Source organism: Peribacillus sp. FSL P2-0133 (assembly GCF_037975445.1).
Classification (GTDB): Bacteria; Bacillota; Bacilli; order Bacillales; family DSM-1321; genus Peribacillus; species Peribacillus simplex_E.
On sequence record NZ_CP150254.1, the window covers coordinates 567196 to 581622 of the forward strand.

The 14427-nt window shown below is 42.0% G+C and carries 10 protein-coding genes; 9 read left to right on the forward strand and 1 reads right to left on the reverse strand.

Translation table 11 applies throughout. The features are described 5' to 3' along the window. Positions 1-440: 440 nt before the first annotated feature. The 9 genes from MKY17_RS02780 to MKY17_RS02820 all read left to right on the forward strand — a co-directional run bounded on the left by MKY17_RS02780 (position 441) and on the right by MKY17_RS02820 (position 12816). A complete protein-coding gene (locus tag MKY17_RS02780; protein WP_339201334.1) occupies positions 441-2189 on the forward strand; it encodes an ABC transporter ATP-binding protein in 1749 nt (582 codons plus the stop codon). Positions 2190-2193: 4 nt separating this feature from the next. Continuing rightward, positions 2194-3954 carry an ABC transporter ATP-binding protein gene (locus MKY17_RS02785; protein WP_339202304.1) on the forward strand — a complete coding sequence of 587 codons (1761 nt, stop codon included), beginning with the start codon at positions 2194-2196 and terminating at the stop codon, positions 3952-3954. A gap of 379 nt (positions 3955-4333) precedes the next feature. Beyond that, entirely contained in the window at positions 4334-6388 is a 2055-nt protein-coding gene (locus tag MKY17_RS02790; RefSeq protein ID WP_098370449.1) for a carbon starvation CstA family protein, read from the forward strand. A 13-nt stretch (positions 6389-6401) separates the two neighbouring features. Beyond that, the gene (locus MKY17_RS02795; RefSeq protein WP_098370450.1) at positions 6402-6605 is read left to right on the forward strand and encodes a YbdD/YjiX family protein; all 204 of its coding nucleotides are present in this window, start codon (positions 6402-6404) and stop codon (positions 6603-6605) included. Positions 6606-6911: 306 nt separating this feature from the next. Then, entirely contained in the window at positions 6912-8126 is a 1215-nt protein-coding gene (locus tag MKY17_RS02800) for an ammonium transporter (RefSeq protein WP_098370451.1), read from the forward strand. Positions 8127-8139: 13 nt separating this feature from the next. After that, complete coding sequence (locus MKY17_RS02805) at positions 8140-8502, forward strand: P-II family nitrogen regulator (RefSeq protein ID WP_098370452.1); 363 nt, start codon at positions 8140-8142, stop codon at positions 8500-8502. Positions 8503-9083: 581 nt separating this feature from the next. Then, entirely contained in the window at positions 9084-9734 is a 651-nt protein-coding gene (locus MKY17_RS02810; RefSeq protein WP_098370453.1) for a LytTR family DNA-binding domain-containing protein, read from the forward strand. Positions 9735-9865: 131 nt separating this feature from the next. Further along, on the forward strand, positions 9866-11392 hold the full coding sequence (locus tag MKY17_RS02815; protein ID WP_098370454.1) for an acetyl-CoA hydrolase/transferase family protein: 1527 nt from the start codon (positions 9866-9868) through the stop codon (positions 11390-11392). A gap of 317 nt (positions 11393-11709) precedes the next feature. Further along, a complete protein-coding gene (locus MKY17_RS02820) occupies positions 11710-12816 on the forward strand; it encodes an AI-2E family transporter (protein WP_098370455.1) in 1107 nt (368 codons plus the stop codon). 68 nt (positions 12817-12884) lie between these two features. On the opposite strand, the gene MKY17_RS02825 is transcribed toward MKY17_RS02820, so the two are convergent. Continuing rightward, complete coding sequence (locus MKY17_RS02825; RefSeq protein WP_076370827.1) at positions 12885-14303, reverse strand: NAD-dependent succinate-semialdehyde dehydrogenase; 1419 nt, start codon at positions 14301-14303, stop codon at positions 12885-12887. Positions 14304-14427: the final 124 nt, after the last annotated feature.

Sequence of the window (14427 nt, forward strand, 5' to 3'; positions counted from 1 at the left end):
CTCCTTTAATCATATATGTAAGTTTAATAGTTTAAAAAAAATAATCCCCGGCTGCCTAATATGCTTCCAACGTGAATAAATTACTTGAATAAAGAGGGGGCAATATTCTAGTGACTTGCATTCGCTAATGAGCATATAATTTTACTAGGCACAGAGAAGCCGGGGCGACATTGTAGCTATGTACAATATCAAAAGGGTACGATAAGAGAATATCGTAATTGCTTATCAAATTTCAGAGATCGATAATGAAATTGAAAATCATTATCAATTAGAATTTTCGCTTATTTCCTGTAATTTGTCAAGGGTATTTATTAAAAAAATTTCAATATATTTACCAATCCTATATAATAGTTAAAATCTTTTAAAAAATCTGTATAAAAATGTATAATGAGAGGATGAAAAGATGGTATCTACATATGAAGAATTGAAGGGTGTCATAGATGAAAAATTTGTCCTCATTTCTTAAGCCCTACTGGCTTTTGATCATTCTTGCTTTATCCTTAATGATTGTCGAGCTAGGGGTAGAGCTGTTACAACCTCTATTTATAGCAAAAATAATTGATGATGGCATTTTGCAGAAAGATTTATCGGTAGTGATTAAATGGGGAAGTGTCATGGTTGGGCTTTCCGTTTTTTCATTCCTTGGCGGGATCGTTAATTCCTTTACGGCATCACATGTAAGTCAAAGCTTTGGACATGATGTAAGGAAAAGCCTTTTTGGTAAAATACAGGCGTTTTCTTTTGCGAATTTGAATAATATCCCTACTTCCTCGTTGATAACAAGGATGACGAATGATGTGACCCAACTTCAAAATACGGTTTTTATGGGCCTGCGTATCATGGCAAGGGCGCCATTGATTGTAATCGGCGGGGCGATAATGGCTATTACGGTCGATTTGAAACTATCCCTTGTTTTGGTCATTTCAATTCCGGTTCTTGTCTTCTTCCTTAGATGGGTGATGAAACGAGCGGCCAAGCTGTTTAAGCTCGTACAGAATAAACTCGATAATGTCAATGGCGTCATGAGGGAGAACCTGATAGGCATGCGCTTGATCAAAGCTTTTCTTCGTAAGGAGCATGAAATCGGCCGATTTGACGATGCGAATGAAGAGTTGAAAAGAAAGACTGTGACTTCCCTTCGTTTAATTGAAACGACGATGCCTGTGCTGATGCTTGTCATGAATGTGGCGATTCTGATCATTCTCTGGCTTGGAAGCGAATTTATAACAACGGGAGATATACAGGTAGGGGAGGTTGTGGCGATTGTCAACTATGCCACGAGGATTGCGGCATCCCTTTCCGTTTTTTCATGGTTGATCATGGTCATTTCCCGTGCGAAGGCTTCAGCGGAACGTGTGACGGAAATATTTGAAACCCCGATAGATATTGATGAAGGCAAGGCGGAAAGCAAGAGTGGGGCCTTCGATGGGGGAGGCATCAAGTTTCTGGATGTATCTTTCCGCTATCCTGGAACCGATACCCCGATATTGAAAAACTTGAGCTTCTCCATCGATCCGGGAGAATCGCTTGCCATCATAGGAGCGACAGGATCAGGGAAAACATCACTGTTTCAGCTGATTCCGAGATTATACGAAGTTGAAAGCGGCTCCATTCGAATTGATGACCAGGATGTGAAGGATATTCCCTTGAATTCGCTGCGGAAAAGGATCGGCTATGTACCGCAAGAGGCCCTGCTTTTTTCAGGAACAATAAAAAATAATGTCGCTTGGGGAAAAGAAGATGCCTCGATGGAGGAAATCGTGACAGCGGCCATGCATGCTCAGGTGCATGAGACCGTAATGAAACTTCCGAAACAATATGAGACAAAGTTAGGGCAAAAAGGTGTGAATCTTTCCGGAGGGCAAAAACAGCGCTTATCGATCGCAAGAGCATTGGTGCGTAGACCAAAGATTCTCCTTCTGGATGATAGTACTAGTGCGCTGGATTTGAAAACGGAAAGTAAATTGCTTGCCGCTTTAAAGGACTATACATGCACAACGCTCATCATTACACAAAAAATCAGTACAGCCATGGAGGCGGACAAAATATTGTTGCTGGAAAGTGGTCAAGTGCTTGCGCTGGGGAAACATCAGGATTTGATGCAAACAAGCGATCTTTATCGAAAAATCGTTCACTCACAGTTTGGGGAGGAGGGGATTTCTCTTGAGTCGAAGAATATCTCCCGATAAGGCAATGACTAAACCGGTCAACTCCTGGAATACGATAAAGAGGATCATTCCCTACTTAGCAACGAATAAAAGCCTGCTATATTGTGTCCTTTTCATGGTACTGATAAGCTCGGTTTTGGGATTGCTTGGCCCTTTTCTTGTTGGGATGGCCATTGATGATTATATTGTCACAAGAGATAGCGGGGGGCTGATCAGCCTTCTTTTCGGACTTCTCGGGGTCTATATATTCTATTCCTTATCCATGTGGCTTCAGAATTATTGGATGATCGGAATCGCGCAGGATACGGTTTATGCAATGCGCAATCAATTGTTCAAAAAGCTTCACCAATTGTCCATTCCCTTTTTTGACCGGCGTCAGCATGGGGAATTGATGAGTAGGGTCACGAATGATATAGAAAATGTCAGTTCCACTTTGAATAGTTCAGTCATCCAGATTTTTTCCAGTGTGCTGACACTGGTCGGGACAATCGGAGTTATGCTGTATTTGAGCCCTTTATTAACTGTTTTAACATTATTAATCGTTCCTCTTATGTTCTTCGGGCTGAGGTGGATAACGAACCGGACGGGAAAGCTGTTTAAAGAACAGCAGAAGAATCTTGGAGAACTGAATGGGTTTATAGAAGAAACGATTTCCGGACAACGGATCGTAAAGGCTTTTTCACAGGAAGATAAAGTGATCCGAGATTTTGTCATCCGGAGTGAAAACTTAAAGAAAGCTGGCTTCCTATCACAATCATACTCTGGGCTGATTCCGAAATTGATGAATTTACTGAACAACTTAAGCTTCACGGTAATAGCCGCTGTAGGCGGGTTTTTGGCGCTGAGTGGCATAGGGACGGTTTCCATCGGGGTCATTGTCATTTTCACCGAGTATTCAAGGCAATTCACCCGTCCACTCAATGACCTGGCTAACCAATTCAATACACTTCTCTCAGCTGTTGCCGGTGCGGAGCGGGTTTTCACCATACTTGATGAAAAAGAAGAGGAAGTGGATGAGAAACAGGCCTCTGAACTTCGTGATGTCCGTGGTGATGTGGAATTTGAGGGTGTTTCCTTTTCGTATAATGATGAGGAGCAAACGATATATGATGTTGATTTCCGTGCGGAAAAAGGGGAGACCATCGCGCTTGTAGGTCCCACTGGGGCAGGTAAGACTACGATCATTAATCTTCTTGCCCGTTTTTACGAGCCGAACAGCGGCCGGATATTGATTGATGGCCAGGACATCCAACAGGTGACGAGGTCCAGTCTCCGTAAGCATATGGGCTTCGTTTTACAGGATTCTTTTTTGTTTCAAGGTACGATTCGTGAAAATATCCGCTACGGTCGACTGGATGCCGAAGATGAAGAAGTGGTGAATGCAGCAAAGCTTGCCAATGCCCATTCCTTTATCATGAAACTGCCGGATCGGTATGATACCATCTTGAATCAGGATGGCAGTGGAATAAGCCAGGGACAGCGCCAGCTATTATCGATTGCCAGGGCTATTTTAGCCGATCCCGTTCTCTTGATTTTGGATGAAGCGACAAGTAGCATAGATACGATTACAGAGCTTAAAATCCAGGAGGCTTTACACCGTTTGATGGAGGGAAGGACAAGTTTTGTCATTGCCCACAGATTGAATACAATTCAGCAAAGTGACCAAATCCTTGTACTTGATGAAGGAAGGATCATTGAAAAGGGATCCCATGAAGAATTGTTGCGGCAGAGAGGTTTTTATTACGAACTATTTCGCAGTTCATTAAGGGGAAACCAGATTGGATGAAGAAAGAATGTGTGCCGTCAGGGCGCACATTTTTTGTTTTGGTCCCATTATAACGACTTTAAACTTGGGGATTGCCTTCCATTCATTTAAAGATGCACCTTCAAAAATGTGGATTTTTCACCAAATGCGTTTTTTTAAAGCGTGAAAATCACCAATTCCATCTTGGTGGGAATAGAGGGAATTATCGACAAAATAATGGAAAATACTTTACAAATTGACCAATTTGCTATTGCTAAAAAACCTTATAGTAACATATAATTCAGAATATATATAAAATTCTTTAAATTTAATGGGTTAGGGGAGGAATATAGCCCTGGCCCCTTATAAATGAGGTTTTTTATAGTTGCACACCAGTTCAATAGAGAGGAGATGGAAAAAAATGAAAGCGCTTAAGTCAGTCATTCTTTGGGGGATCATATCTGCGTTGGGTGCGGTGAGTTTTGGTTTCGTCGCGCTAAACCGGGGGGAAAGCATCAATGCCATGTGGATTGTCACTGCGGCACTCTGTGTTTATTCAATTGCATACCGCTTTTATAGTAAATTCATTGCACGGAAAGTGTTTGAGCTAGATGACAATCGCCAGACTCCATCGGAAGCGAATAATGATGGGAAAGATTATGTTCCTACAAACAAATGGGTGTTGTTTGGCCACCATTTTGCAGCGATTGCCGGAGCTGGCCCTCTTGTTGGTCCCATCCTTGCAGCGCAGATGGGATATTTGCCAGGGACACTATGGCTTGTAGTCGGGGTTGTATTGGCTGGTGCCGTACAGGATTTCATCATTCTCTTCGGTTCGATGCGCCGTAACGGCAAATCATTGGGAGAGATGATCAAGGAGGAAATTGGACCGATTACAGGCTTGATAGCGATGATCGGTATCCTGGGTATCATGATCATTTTATTAGCGGTACTTGCCCTGGTTGTCGTAAAGGCGCTCGTCGGAAGTCCGTGGGGGATGTTCACGATTGCCTCGACCATACCGATCGCTGTGCTTATGGGCATTTACATGCGCTATATAAGGCCGGGACGGGTTGGCGAAGGATCGATTATCGGAATCATACTATTGATGCTCGCGTTATATTTCGGTCGCTTTGTATCAGAGAGCGCTACATTGGCGCCAATGTTCACATTCAGTGGGGAAACGATTGCCATCATGTTGATTGTATACGGATTCGTTGCCTCTGTTTTGCCTGTATGGATGTTATTGGCACCGCGTGATTACTTAAGTACATTCTTGAAAATCGGTACGATCATCGGACTTGCACTTGGTATCTTTATTGTCATGCCGAGCCTTGAAATGCCTGCTGTTACTCAATTCATTGATGGAACAGGACCCGTATTTTCCGGAAACTTATTCCCGTTCCTATTCATTACGATCGCTTGTGGGGCGGTATCAGGTTTCCATGCACTCGTTTCTTCAGGTACAACTCCTAAAATGATCGAACGCGAATCCCATTCACGTCCAATCGGATACGGGGCGATGTTGACTGAATCCTTTGTAGCCATCATGGCGATGATAGCAGCCTGTGTACTGACTCCTGGTATCTATTTTGCCATTAATAGCCCGGGTGCCGTTGTGGGAACGGAGCCTGCTCAAGTGGCCGCTACGATATCCGATTGGGGTTTCATTTTGACACCTGAGATGATTACCGGCCTTGCCGACGATGTTGGGGAAGAGACCATTATATCCCGTACTGGAGGAGCTCCAACCTTTGCTATCGGCATGGCCCATATCTTCTCGCAAGTGATTGGCGGAGCGTCCCTGATGGCGTTCTGGTATCATTTCGCGATCCTGTTCGAGGCATTGTTCATATTGACCACCATTGATGCTGGAACCAGGGTAGGGCGTTTTATGATACAGGATATCATCGGGACCTTTTACAAACCTTTTGCCGAAACGAATAAATGGCTGCCCAATATTATTGCGACTGCCATTTGTGTAATCGGTTGGGGGTACTTCCTTTATCAAGGGGTCATTGATCCTCTTGGCGGAATCAACACCCTTTGGCCATTGTTTGGAATTGCGAATCAAATGCTTTCCGCAATTGCGTTGCTGCTTGGGACTACGGTCCTTTTCAAAATGGGCAAAAAAGCGTACACATGGGTCACTCTTGTACCTACTACATTCTTGTTGATAGTGACCATGACGGCTGGGTGGCAAAAGCTGTTCCACGAAAACCCGGCTATTGGCTTTTTAGCACATAAAGATAAGTTTAAAGAGGCCTATGATAATGGGGAAATTCTTGCTCCGGCAGCTAACCTTGCCGAGATGAAACGGGTTATCGTCAATGATTATGTCGATGCTGCCCTATGTGCCATCTTCATGATCGTTGTGATCACGGTTCTGATTTCTGCAATTCGGTTATGGATAAAAGTCTTGAAGAACCAGAAAATAGATTTACATGAAACACCTTATGTATCAAGGTCGTCATAAGGGAGGGAAGGCAATGTTGAAAAGGTTAATTAAAATTCTCAGCTACAGAAAGCAATTCGTCAGTTTGCTAGTCGGCGTGCCGAGTTATGATACTTATGTGGCACATATGAGAATGCATCATCCTGAAGATCCTGTGAAAACCAGGAAAGAATTTTTCTGTGAAGCCCAGGATGAGCGGTATAACGCAAAGGGTGGGAAAGTGTCTCGTTGCTGTTAATGATATTTTTTTTAAAAAGGGTCCTCAATAGGAGGCCCTTTTTTTAATGGGATTTTTTTAGAACGGGACATAAGTAGAGGGGGAATGTAAAGGGAATGGAGTCGTGAAAGTGGTGAAAAGTATTTTCAAAACGAAAAAAACCATATTTTCTGATTCTTTATTCATATTGATGTTATATAACCTTACATATTTTTATAGAAAATGAAAATTAAGTTGAATTTTTAGAAAATTAAGTATATGATAAAAAACATAACATTTAAGTGTTAATAAACATAACATATACAAAAATAAGGGGGAAAAAACAGTATGCAAATGGCGGATTCGGTATTCATGTTTTTGGCGACGATGATGGTTTGGCTAATGACACCAGGGATTGCCCTATTTTATGGAGGGATGGTAAAAAGTAAAAATGTCCTGAATACGGCAATGCATAGTTATATGCCACTGGCTGTCATTTCGATTCTTTGGGTGCTGATTGGATATTCATTATCATTTTCACCTGGTAATCCATTTCTGGGCGGTCTTGACTGGGTTGGTTTAAAGGATGTAGGTTTTGCACCAGGACCATATAGCGAAACAATTCCTCATAGTTTGTTCATGTTATTTCAAATGACTTTTGCCGTGTTAACAGTCTCGATCATTGCAGGTGGCATTGCCGAGCGGATGAAGTTTTCAGCATTCCTGATTTTCACGATCCTTTGGTCCTTATTCGTATACGCTCCCGTTGCACACTGGGTATGGGGAGGCGGTTGGTTAGCGGAACTGGGTGCACTTGACTTTGCAGGTGGCAACGTCGTTCACATTTCTTCAGGGGTTGCGGGTCTGGTTTTAGCGATCATGTTAGGTAAAAGGAAAGAGTCGGGTGACAGTGCACCGCATAATCTTCCTTTAACATTCCTCGGCGGTTCATTAATTTGGTTCGGTTGGTATGGCTTCAACGTCGGGAGTGCACTGACAATCAATGAAGTGGCGATGAATGTATTTGTTAATACAGCTGTTGCAGCAGCTGCTGGTATCATTGGCTGGCTGATCGTTGAGTATATGGCTAATAAAAAGGCAACATTGCTGGGTGCAGTATCAGGAGCTATTTCTGGCTTGGTAGCCATTACACCTGCTTGCGGATTCGTAACGCCTGCATCATCAATGATTATCGGGGTCGTCGGCGGTGCCGTTTGTTTCTGGGGCGTTTTCTTCCTGAAGAATAAACTGGGTTACGACGATGCACTTGATGCTTTCGGATTACATGGGATCGGTGGGACATGGGGTGGCATCGCTACAGGTTTGTTCGCGACCACTTCTGTAAACGACAGCGGTGCAAATGGTTTATTCTATGGCGATTTCAACTTGTTGTGGAAGCAGCTTGTAGCGATCGTCGCGACATATATTTTCGTTGCCGTGGTCACTTATATCGTTGCGAAAGTCATTAACCTTCTCGTGCCTTTGCGTGTCAGTGAAGAAGATGAGTCAATGGGGCTCGATCTTACACTTCATGGAGAAAAAGCTTATCACGAATCAATTTAAAGGGGGGGCTCATATGTCCGAAGTTTTAACGAAAATAGAAATCATTACACGTCCTATCAAGTTTGAACAATTTAAAGCGGAACTTGCAAAAATTGGGGTAAGCGGAATGACAGTATCGGAAGTAAAAGGAACGGGTCTTCAGAAAAGTTATGTGGAAACATATAGAGGCAGAAATCGTGAAATGTCATTGCATGACCGAATGAAAATCGAAATCGTTGTGTGTGAGGTGCCAGTTCAGGACGTTGTGGATGTAGCAAGGAAATTCTTGAGTACCGGTAAGCCTGGTGACGGTAAAATCTTCACGTATGAATTGGCGAATGTTGTGAATATCCGGACCGGAAAAGAAGGTCATGATGCGTTAAAGAATGACATCTGATGCTGTGATTAATTCGGCGAATGTGCTGGATACAGTAGATTAAGGAAAGGGAGCTGAAAATGGGGAGACTGGTCCGAATTGTTAATGCGAAAAAACAGAAGATCGTTAATACGCTCATTTCAGAGGATGTATATCAACCTGATGACCGACCCTTTTTATTGGAATTGCCACTGAAAAACTTAGAAGAGATATTATCCCTTCGAATAAAATCCTCGTTTCAAAATCCCCGTTTTAAAAAATAACCTTTCGGCCGCTATCCAATATAGGGAGAGCGGCTTCTTTATGCGTTTGATGCCCAACCTCGGCTGTGGAGTTTAAATGTTAGTCATAAGGAAACCTTTTTCTAGAATCCCCCATGGAAATCGGGGAGCTTTCCAACTATAATGAATAAGGATATAAATTTAAATACGATTTTTTTGCTTTTTTTGACGTTTTTCGCTTAGTTACTTCCATTTTTCTTTATTTTACGAAACGTGAATTCAAAAAAATGTAAGTTTTCCAGAAAACGATGAATTATTTCATGAATGCCCTGTTTAATAATAGGGAAATTATTAATATGTTCTTTTAAGAGGTGAAAGGAAATGGATCAATTTACGGTCGAATCCGTTTTGAATATCATCAGGGAGTTTGTACCGAAGGATGCTTCAATTTCTGTGGCTGATTCAGAAAAATACATTTATTATCAACCGAGCAAACAAGTTGACTTAAGAATAAAACCGGGTGATTTATTCAGTGAAAAAACGGCGACATATAAAGCGCTGAGTGTTCGTAAAAAAATAGGGGTGCAAGTTGAAAGTAATGTATTTGGCGTACCTTACTATGGGCTGAGTGTTCCTATCATGGACGAGGGCAATCCTTTAGGGGCGGTAACGGCCATCTTGCCGTCAAAGCCATTAATTTTACCGACATCATTCTTGACCATTAAAACAGATGACCGCTGGATACCGCTTCCATATGATGAAATTATGTATTTGGAAGCTCAAAATAGGAAAACTAAGATTCAGTCCGAACGTGTGAGTGGATTTCATAAAATGAATTTAAGTGAATTGGAATTCATTTTACCTAGTGATTTATTCATTCGTGTGCATCGTTCGTACATCGTCAATATCAATTATATACAAGAAATCCTTCCCGATTTTCATTCTACATTTTTATTGATAATGAAAGACAACTCCAAAATCCAGGTCAGTCAAACATATGCAAGTCAATTTAGAAGGGCTTTGGGGTTTTAGTGATTCTCCTTTGTGTAAAAAAAATGCTGGTTTATGCTCTATTTAAGGCTTTTCATTCGAAATCGAATGTGATGATTACACAGGATTGGTAAAATTAAGTGTAAGAAAAGCGAAAAATGGGGGTCTTTTGTATGAACGAAAGCGTTTTCAAAAAAATTCGCAACGAACAATTTAAGGGGAAAGTAGTTACAGCGGAAGAAGCAGCTTCATGGATTAAAGATGGGATGAAACTCGGTATGAGTGGATTTACCCGTGCTGGAGACGCTAAAGTTATTCCGATGGCTCTAGTTGAAAGAGCTAAATCAGAAAAATTCAAAGTTGACGTATATACAGGTGCCTCATTAGGACCGGAAGTCGACCAACATATGGCGGAAGCAGGTATCATAAACAAACGTTTGCCGTTCCAAGCGGATAAAGGTATTCGCAATAAAATTAATGCTGATGAAGTCACTTATGTGGATCAGCATTTATCTCATACAGCTGAACAAGTTCGTCAAGGCATTGTCGGACCTATAGATTTTGCAATCATCGAAGCATTGGCGATTACGGAAGATGGATTAATCATTCCGACAACTTCTGTAGGAAACTCAGCCATATTCGTTCAAGAAGCTAAACATGTAATCATTGAATTGAACGTGTCCCATCCAGAAGGATTGGAAGGGATGCATGATATATATACACCAGCTAAACAAGGGGAACGCGAACCGATTCCTATGACTAAAGCAAGTGATCGCCTTGGTTCGATCGGTATTGCGGTTGATCCTGAAAAAGTAATGGGAATCGTAGTTTCCACAGATCTTGATGCACCTTCTACAATCGTGCCGCCGGATGAAGAAACTGCAACAATCGCCAACCACCTTATTAACTTCCTTCGTGAAGAAATCAAGGCTGGCCGTTTAACTGAAAGCCTTGCTCCGCTTCAGTCGGGTGTAGGTTCAGTTGCAAATGCAGTATTCGCTGGCTTCCTTGATTCTGAATTTAAAGATTTGGAAGTTTATTCAGAAGTGCTGCAAGATGCGGTATTTGATTTGATCGATGCTGGAAAAGTTAAATTCGCTTCAGGGTGTTCGATTACATTAGCTGAAGAAAAAGGTAAACAAGTTTACGGTGAGCTTGAAAAATACCGTGATAAACTAGTTCTTCGTCCACAAGAAATATCTAACCATCCTGAAATCATCCGTCGCCTTGGCTTGATTTCAATCAATACAGCGTTAGAGTGTGATATCTATGGTAATGTGAACTCGACACATGTTTCTGGGACAAGAATGATGAATGGAATCGGTGGATCAGGAGATTTTGCCCGTAACTCACGCCTAGGCATTTTCGTAACGAAATCATATGCAAAAGGCGGCAAAATTTCTAGTATCGTTCCTTTCGTTTCACATGTGGATCATACTGAACATGATGTGGATGTATTAGTGACAGAGCAAGGGATCGCTGATTTACGTGGTTTGGCACCAAAAGAGCGCGTAGAGTTAATCATAGAAAACTGTGCGCATCCTGACTACCGTCCACAACTTCGTGCATACTTCACTGAAGCTGTTGCGCAAACTGGTGGGCATCAAACTCCACACATTCTTGAAAAAGCATTTTCATGGCATACAAACCTAGCTAAAAATGGTACGATGCTTGAAGCAGTACTACAAGATCAAAAATAAGACACAAAACCACCCCGCCAATACAGCGGGGTTTTTTTATTTGGGTCCGTGTCCCTTATTGGTGAAAACAAACCAATGAACCTTTCGGCACCACTGGAAATAGAATATTTTAAAATGAAGCTTAACCATTAAAAAGATAGGGAACTGTATCTTTTGGCTTTTTCTTTTATTTTTGTATATAATTATTCATTCAAGTTATGGAAATATGGTAAACTGCTAACAATGAGAGATTATCATACATAGGATTTTTCGTATTTATGAAGTTGTTTCCTTAGAAATAGGGAGTTAAATAGAATGGTTATAGTGGAGGAGATAATTTGTTCAAGACAAAATTACATTTTTGGACGTTAGAGTTATTACTATTGTCTTTACTTTTTTATGTTGGTACAAAGATTTCTTTTCTTTTTGAGCCGATAGTCATCTTTACATCTACATTGTTCTTTCCAATCTTGATTGCGGGTTTTCTCTACTTTTTGTTCAATCCCACAGTTGATTTCCTGGTTAAAATAAGGGTGCCTAGGGGATTGTCGATATTATTGCTATATGTATTTTTCCTGGGATTGATTAGTTTGCTTGTCGGTCTGGTTGGCCCGTCACTGTCCAAACAGGTTACGGATCTAATCAATAACCTCCCGGAATATTTCAATCAAACAAGGAAGTTCATTGAAGATTCAGCGGAGTCAAAATGGTTTTTGTGGACGATGGAACAAGACTATGTTCCCCTGAAAGAAGTGGGTGACTCGCTTCAGAAATATTTGACTGATTTACCTAGTAATATAACGAACAGTTTAACCTCTGTTTTCAGCGTAGTGACGAATATTACTTTAGTGGTCGTGACGGTTCCTTTCATCCTATTTTATATGCTGAAGGATGGGGATAAGCTTCCGGCCGCCATTATGAAATTCGTACCGGTTAGCTATAGAAAACCGGCTTTAACAGTACTTCAGGAAACTGGCGGAACGCTTACCACATACATACAAGGGCAGATGCTTGTTTGCATGTTTGTCGGGATCGGAACGTTCATCGGGTATTTGATCATTGGTTTGCCTTACGCGTTCTTATTCGCGCTGATTGGTGCTGTAACCAATATCATCCCATATGTAGGTCCGTTTATTGGAGCGGCTCCTGCGGTCATTGTGGCGTTGATTCATTCACCGACCGAGGCGTTATTGGTCATTCTGGTTGTAACGGTCATTCAGCAACTGGATGGTAATTTCATATCACCGTTAGTCATCGGGAAAAAATTGAACACACATCCGCTTACCATCATCATCCTTTTGCTCGTCGCCGGAAACATTGCCGGTATCATCGGCATGATTTTGGCGGTTCCTACTTACTCCGTTGTTAAAACGATTGTATTGAATATCGTAAAATTCATCAGGATCCGAAAAGAGGAAAAGCTTGAAGAAGATATATTGGAATGAAAAAACGGGCCCGACTCAATTATGTCGGGCCCGTTTTCTTAGTGAAGGAGCAAAAGCGCCTAAATAGGTTACAAACCTAAGGAAATATATTTTACTTCCAGGAATTCTTCGATGCCTTGATGTCCACCTTCACGGCCGAGCCCGCTTTGCTTGAATCCGCCAAATGGAGCTTGCGGAACGGAAGGAAGTCCATCGTTCAAGCCAACAATACCGAATTCAAGTGCCTCGGTGAATTTGATGCCCTTGGTGATATTTTCAGTGAAGACGTAAGCTGCCAAACCGAAGATGGAGTCATTTGCCCTCTTGATTGCCTCTTCATCAGTCTTAAAGGAGGCGATAGGAGCTAGAGGACCAAATGTTTCTTCCTTCATGCAGAGCATGCTGTCATCAATGTTGGATAGTACGGTTGGTTCAAGAAAAAGGCCGCTTATTGATTTACCGCCAGCTTCGAGCTTAGCACCGCTGCTGATTGCTTCATCAATTTGTTTTTGAACCTTATCAACTGCATTTTGATCGATAAGCGGACCGATATCGACGCCATCCTCCAGTCCATTTCCTACCTTTAGTTCTTTGACCTTGGCAACGAGCTTTTTGATGAAGGCTTCTTGAATCGCTTCGTGGACATAAATGCGATTTGAACAGACGCATGTTTGTCCTGCGTTACGGAATTTTGAACTGATGATGCCATCAACCGCTTTATTAAGATCGGCATCCTCAAGAACGATGGCAGGTGCGTGCCCCCCGAGTTCAAGCGAGATTTTCTTTACCGTGTCAGCTGAGCCCCTCATAAGGGTTTTACCGACTTCTGTAGAACCGGTGAACGTCAATTTACGAACCCTTGTATCTTGAAGCCAAGTTTCGCCGATTTCTGATGATTTTCCTGTCACGACATTGATGACTCCTTTTGGAATGCCAGCTTCTTCAGCTAATTCAGCCATTTTTAGAGCTGTTATGGGAGTCAGGTTTGCCGGTTTAATGACGACTGTGCAGCCGACTGCAAGCGCTGGTGCAACTTTTCTTGTAATCATGGCTGCAGGAAAGTTCCAAGGCGTAATGACAGCTACAACTCCGACAGGCTGTTTTGTCACGAAAAGCCGCTTATTGGATACGGAAGCAGGAATCGTTTCGCCGTACACCCGTTTTCCTTCTTCGGCAAACCAAGATAAAAAGCCATTTGCATATGTCATTTCACCAAGAGCCTCTTTAAGGGGCTTACCTTGCTCTTCAGTCATGATTTTGGCTAGTTCTTCTTTATTATCATCAATCAACCGATGCCATTTCCAAATTAGTTCAGCACGTTCGTAGACTGATAGTGCAGCCCAGCCCGTAAAGGCTTCATATGCGGCATCTGCAGCCTTCGCCGCTTCAGTTGCACCGCCTTTAGGAACGGTTGCAACTACTTCATCCGTTGCCGGGTTTCTCACTTCAATTTTATCCAATCCAAAATCCGACCACTCACCGTTAATAAATAATCCGTAATCCTTCATGATAAAACCTCCTAATTTGGTTAAATCCATCAAACTACTAAAACTTTTAACTATATACTTTTACCTGTTACATAAAAGTATAAACACTTTTCAGTGATTCTGAAATTTATTTGATTGGCTATTT

What these genes read in the sequence shown, in the direction of transcription:
- MKY17_RS02780 (WP_339201334.1), top strand. Translation starts at nt 441, where the DNA reads ATGAAAAATTTGTCCTCATTTCTTAAGCCCTACTGGCTTTTGATCATT.
- MKY17_RS02785 (WP_339202304.1), top strand. Translation starts at nt 2,194, where the DNA reads ATGACTAAACCGGTCAACTCCTGGAATACGATAAAGAGGATCATTCCC.
- MKY17_RS02790 (WP_098370449.1), top strand. Translation starts at nt 4,334, where the DNA reads ATGAAAGCGCTTAAGTCAGTCATTCTTTGGGGGATCATATCTGCGTTG.
- MKY17_RS02795 (WP_098370450.1), top strand. Translation starts at nt 6,402, where the DNA reads ATGTTGAAAAGGTTAATTAAAATTCTCAGCTACAGAAAGCAATTCGTC.
- MKY17_RS02800 (WP_098370451.1), top strand. Translation starts at nt 6,912, where the DNA reads ATGCAAATGGCGGATTCGGTATTCATGTTTTTGGCGACGATGATGGTT.
- MKY17_RS02805 (WP_098370452.1), top strand. Translation starts at nt 8,140, where the DNA reads ATGTCCGAAGTTTTAACGAAAATAGAAATCATTACACGTCCTATCAAG.
- MKY17_RS02810 (WP_098370453.1), top strand. Translation starts at nt 9,084, where the DNA reads ATGGATCAATTTACGGTCGAATCCGTTTTGAATATCATCAGGGAGTTT.
- MKY17_RS02815 (WP_098370454.1), top strand. Translation starts at nt 9,866, where the DNA reads ATGAACGAAAGCGTTTTCAAAAAAATTCGCAACGAACAATTTAAGGGG.
- MKY17_RS02825 (WP_076370827.1), bottom strand. Translation starts at nt 14,303, where the DNA reads ATGAAGGATTACGGATTATTTATTAACGGTGAGTGGTCGGATTTTGGA.